We start from the raw sequence: 4,950 nt of genomic DNA, 5'->3' as shown, positions 1-4,950 counted from the left end.
GTCCGGGGCGCGCTTGGGTCCGCGCCCGCCGCCCGGCGCAGGCCTCCCGCCGCGGTCCTGCGGCGCCCCCGCGCCCGCCTTGCGCTTGGAGCGCTTGCCCGCTCCCGCTTTTCCTAAGCCCGTCTTCCCGCCGCCGCGCGCGTCCTTCCCGCGTCCGGCGGCGCCTGCGGGCGGCACGGGGCGGATCAGGCAGTGCCGGTCGTACCCGATGAGGTCGCGGCGGCCCGCCCGCTCGAGCGCCTCGTGCACGAGGCGGTAGTTCTCCGGCTTGCGGTATTGGATGAGCGCGCGCTGCATGGCCTTCTCGTGCGGGTCGCGCGCGACGTAGACCGGCTCCATGGTGCGCGGGTCCACGCCCGTGTAGTACATGCAGGTCGACATCGTCGACGGGGTGGGGTAGAAGTCCTGCACCTGCTCGGGCATGTAGCCCATGTCGCGCACCGCCTCGGCGAGCTCGACGGCCTCGGCCATCGTCGACCCGGGGTGGCTGCTGATGAGGTAGGGCACCACGTACTGCTCGAGCCCGTAGCGGCGGCACAGCTCATCGAAGCGCCGGCAGAACGCGTCGTAAACCGCGCGCGGCGGCTTGCCCATGACGGAGAGGACCGCGTCGCTCACATGCTCGGGAGCGAGGCGCAGCTGCCCGCTCACATGATGGCGCACAAGCTCGGTGAGGAAGCGGTCGGAGGTATCGGCCATCGCGTAGTCGAACCGGATGCCGCTGCGCACGAACACCTTCTTCACGCCGGGGATCCGGCGCAGGCGCCGCAGCAGGTCGGCGTAGCCGTCCTCGTCCACCACCATGTTGCGGCACACGGTCGGCCACAGGCAGCGGCGGTCCCGGCACACGCCGTGCTCGCGCTGCTTGTCGCAGGCGGGGCGGAAGAAGTTGGCCGTGGGCCCGCCCACGTCGGAGATGTAGCCCTTGAAGTCGGGATCGCGGGTGAGCGCCTCCGCCTCGCGGATGATGCTCTCGCGGCTGCGCACCTGCAGCGCGCGGCCCTGATGGAACGCGAGCGCGCAGAACGAGCACTCCCCGAAGCACCCGCGGTTGGACGTGATGGAGAACTTGACTTCGGAGAACGCTGGCACGCCGCCGGCCTCATCGTAGTCGGGGTGCCAGGCGCGCGCGTACGGAAGCTCGTGGACCGCGTCCATCTCCTCGGTCGAAAGCAGCGCCGCCGGCGGGTTCTGCACCACGTACACCCCATGCGGATAGGGCTCCACAAGGCGGTGGGCGGTGATGTGGTCCATGTTGCGATACTGGATGGCGAAGCTGCGCGCGTACGCCAGGCGGTCGGCCTCGAGATCGTCCCACGAGGGGAGCAGCTCGTAATCGTAGACCTCGGCAAGCGCCTGCTCGCCGCCGCTCACGCGGTAGACCGTGCCGTCGACATAGGTGATCTGGTCGATGGGCAGGCCCGCGGCGAGCGCGTCGGCCACCTCGACGATGGCGTGCTCGCCCATGCCGTACAGCACGAGGTCGGCGCCGGAATCGAGCAGGATGCTGCGCTTGAGGGAGTCGGACCAGTAATCGTAGTGGGCGAGGCGGCGCAGGCTCGCCTCGATGCCGCCCAAGATGATGGGCGCGTGCTTGAATGTGCGGCGGATGAGGTTGCCGTAGACGGCGGCGGCGTGGTTGGGCCGCGCGCCCGCGACGCCGCCGGGCGTGTAGGCGTCGGTTCGGCGACGATGCTTGGTGACGGAATAGTGGTTGACCATGGAGTCCATGTTGCCCGCGGAGACCAAAAAGCCCAGGCGCGGCTCGCCGAGCGCGGCGATGCTTGAGGGGTCGCGCCAATCCGGCTGGCAGATGATGCCGACGCGGTATCCGTGCGCCTCGAGCACCCGCGTGATGATGGCCATGCCGAACGAGGGGTGATCCACGTACGCGTCGCCGCAGACGTAGACGAAATCGCAGGCATCCCAGCCGCGCGCGTCCATGTCGGCGCGGGAGACGGGAAGGAACTGCGAACGGTCGGCCATGGGGACTCCAATCCATTGCCTGCGCGGTGACGGGCATCGCGCGATTCTGATCGTGTCGAATTGTACCAATTCGATTACCGTATCTCGTTTTTCCGCGGGGTGCGCACGATTACGCTACGCTTTCCTGCAGGCCGTTCGATTCGTCGTGCGGCTCAGCGGGCGCGTCGCTGTGGGATCGCGGCGCAAGATGACGTAGCGGGCGCGGGGCGCTCCGCTCGACATGAAGGGGAGCGGAGCGCCATGGAGCGTGCACGTCAGATATCCGATTCCATCGAGCTCGGCGTCATCATGGCCCTTGCCGGGGGATTCATGGACGCCTATTCCTACATGGCGCGCGGCGGGGTGTTCGCCAACGCGCAAACGGGAAACATCCTGCTGTGCGGCGTGCATCTTTCCGAAGGCGATTGGGCTGGCATGGTCCACTACGCGCTGCCGGTGCTCGCGTTCGCTGCGGGCATCGTGATCGCCGATCTCGTCCATTGCCGCTTTTCGAGCGCGCTGCACTGGAGGCAGGTCATCGTGCTGCTCGAGGCGGCCGCCCTGCTCGCCGTCGCCTTCATCGTGCCCGATGTCGCGGCGAACTGCGTGACGTCGTTCGCGTGCGGCATGCAGGTCGAGTCGTTCCGGAAGATCCACGGGCACGGCATCGCCACGACCATGTGCATCGGCAACTTGCGTTCCGCCATGCAGAACATGGACGACTACCTGCTCAACCGCGACCGCGGCTTTCTGGAAAACGGCATGCTCTACTTCGGTCTGATCGCCTGCTTTGCCGCGGGCGCGGTGCTCGGCAACTGGTGCGTCGGTCGCCTGGGGCACATGGCCATCGGCGTGTGCTCGGGGCTTCTGGTCGCGGCGTTCGCCATCATGTTCATCGATCGCGAGCGCAAGCCCGCCCGCGCAGGGACGGTCGCCGGTCGCTCGTAGCGCCTGGCGGCCGCGGGCGCCCGGCGTGAAGGGGGCCTGCCGGCGTCTCCCTTGCGCGCGCCAAAACGCACCGCTTGTCCGGTTTGGACACCCCTTTGTTTTCAAGCGGGCGCGCCCGCACGGTACCATGGGTAAACCGTGCATCCCATCGAAAGGCGCTCCATGGACCACGAGCAGAAACGGACCGCCGCGGGAATCCGCGAAGCCATCGCGCACGCGCCCCTGCCGCATGCGCACCGCGCGCGTACGGCATCGCAACCACATGGCCGTTCCGTGGCACGAGGTGACCGACTGCGATGACATGCTTGCCGTCGATGCCGACCTGGACGACAAGTCGTCCATCATCTGCCGCGCGGGTCTGCTTGTCCTCGCTGGCGGCACGGGCAGCTGGCGCGTGCGCGACTGCATGAACAAGATCGCCGGCGTCCTGGGCGTCACCGTCTCGGCGGCGGTGAGCCTCACGACGATCGAATGCACGTGCATCGACGGGCACAACAGCTTCTCCGAGGTCGTCTCGCTCCATACGACCGGCGTGAACACCGAGTGCATCCAGCTCATGGAGGAGTTCGTCCGCGACGTGCAGAAGCGCGGCGACACCCTGACCGTGCGCGCGTTCCATGATCGCATGGACGCCATCGAGCACACGCCGGGCAACTATGCCCCGTGGGCGGTCGGCTTGGCGTCTGCTGCCGCGTGTGCCGCCTTCGTGTTCCTGCTCGGCGGCGGGCCCATCGAGATGGGCTGCGCGTTCGTGGGTGCGGGACTCGGGAACTTCACGCGCCGCATCATGCTCGACGCAGGCTCACGCATTTCGTCTGCATCGGCGTGTCGGTCGCGGTCGCCTGCCTGGTCTACCTAGGGTGCCTGTCGTTGCTGTCGCTTGCGGTGAAGGACGCGGCGGAGCACGAGGCAGGCTATATCGGGGCCATGCTGTTCGTGATCCCCGGGTCCCCCTTGATCACGAGCGGGCTCGATATCGCGAAGCTCGATTTTCGCTCGGGGCTCGAGCGCCTCGCCTACGCGTGCGCGGTCATCGTGGTCGCGACGCTCGTGGCCTGGCTCGTGGCGATGATGGTCGAGCTGCACCCGGATGATTTCGCCGCGCAGGGCCTGAGCGCGCCGGTCATGTTCGCCTTGCGGCTCGTCGCGAGTTTCGTCGGGGTGTTCGGCTTCTCGATGATGTTCAACTCGACCTATAGGATGGCGGCGACGGCGGGCGTCGTGGGCGCGATCGCCAACACGCTGCGCCTCACGCTCGTCGACCTGGTCGGCATGCCGCCCGAGGCGGCGGCATTCGCGGGCGCCGTCTGCGCCGGCCTGTTGGCGTCGATTACCGGCACCAAGACGAAGTTCCCGCGCATCTCCATCACGGTTCCTTCCATCGTCATCATGGTCCCCGGCCTGTATATGTACCGGGCGGTGTACTACATGGGCGTGTTCCAGACGCTGGACGCCATGGAGTGGATCATCCGCGCCATCATGATCATCCTGTTCTTGCCGATGGGGCTGGGGCTCGCCCGGGCGCTCACCGATCCGGACTGACGCTACTGTTCCTGATGCGGCCCGGTAACGATTAAGGCCGGTCGGCGGTATGTGGATCGAGGGATTTCCTAGGTCAAAAACCATGTATATCGAGTTTGGTGCGATTTTTGAGTGCCGTTTCTCCCCACGCGCCACACCCTTCAACAAAACCGCAGGATTCAACTGGGCTTTTGTTGAAGGGTGTGGCGCCTGTGAGCGAGGGGCACGCAAAAATCGCATCAAACTCAACCTTCCTTCTTGGTGGGTTTTGTTTGGAACGGATTCTTATGCACAAGATTTTCTGGTACCTGCGCGTTTATAAGAATATTATACGTATATGATTCACGGTGCGATTGTCGTGCAGACCCTGAGCGCCCGTGCGCGGCGAGATCAGCCACATGCGCCGCGAGGTCAGCTGCGCAGATGGGTACATAGGGGTTGTGTCCGCATCAATCAAGGAGGCTCCTATGGGCAAGATCCAGCGCTCCGGCTCCGTCTCGCGCGTGAACGGCGAGG

4 protein-coding genes and 1 pseudogene are annotated in these 4,950 nt (G+C 66.5%); 4 read left to right on the top strand and 1 reads right to left on the bottom strand.

All coding sequences use genetic code 11. The features are described 5' to 3' along the window. Positions 1–1,986 (bottom strand): YgiQ family radical SAM protein (locus PHA29_RS08165; protein ID WP_270849120.1); only part of this gene is annotated, 1,986 nt, incomplete at its 3' end. Between the two features lie 240 nt (positions 1,987–2,226). Between PHA29_RS08165 and PHA29_RS08160 the strand changes: the two genes are divergently transcribed. From PHA29_RS08160 to PHA29_RS08145, 4 genes and pseudogenes are all read left to right on the top strand, one after another. Next, complete coding sequence (locus tag PHA29_RS08160) at positions 2,227–2,913, top strand: YoaK family protein (protein WP_270405555.1); 687 nt, start codon at positions 2,227–2,229, stop codon at positions 2,911–2,913. A 127-nt stretch (positions 2,914–3,040) separates the two neighbouring features. After that, a pseudogene (locus PHA29_RS08155) lies at positions 3,041–3,924 on the top strand (threonine/serine exporter family protein); the annotation flags it as partial. A 57-nt stretch (positions 3,925–3,981) separates the two neighbouring features. Continuing rightward, a complete protein-coding gene (locus PHA29_RS08150) occupies positions 3,982–4,455 on the top strand; it encodes a threonine/serine exporter family protein (RefSeq protein ID WP_408612044.1) in 474 nt (157 codons plus the stop codon). 82 nt (positions 4,456–4,537) lie between these two features. Then, on the top strand, positions 4,538–4,756 hold the full coding sequence (locus tag PHA29_RS08145; protein ID WP_270849116.1) for a hypothetical protein: 219 nt from the start codon (positions 4,538–4,540) through the stop codon (positions 4,754–4,756). Positions 4,757–4,950 lie beyond the last annotated feature (194 nt).

The organism is Candidatus Collinsella stercoripullorum, assembly GCF_027669965.1.
GTDB classification, from domain to species: Bacteria; Actinomycetota; Coriobacteriia; order Coriobacteriales; family Coriobacteriaceae; genus Collinsella; species Collinsella stercoripullorum.
Note: the sequence above shows the minus strand (reverse complement) of the source record. Positions and strands in the feature narration are given on the sequence as shown.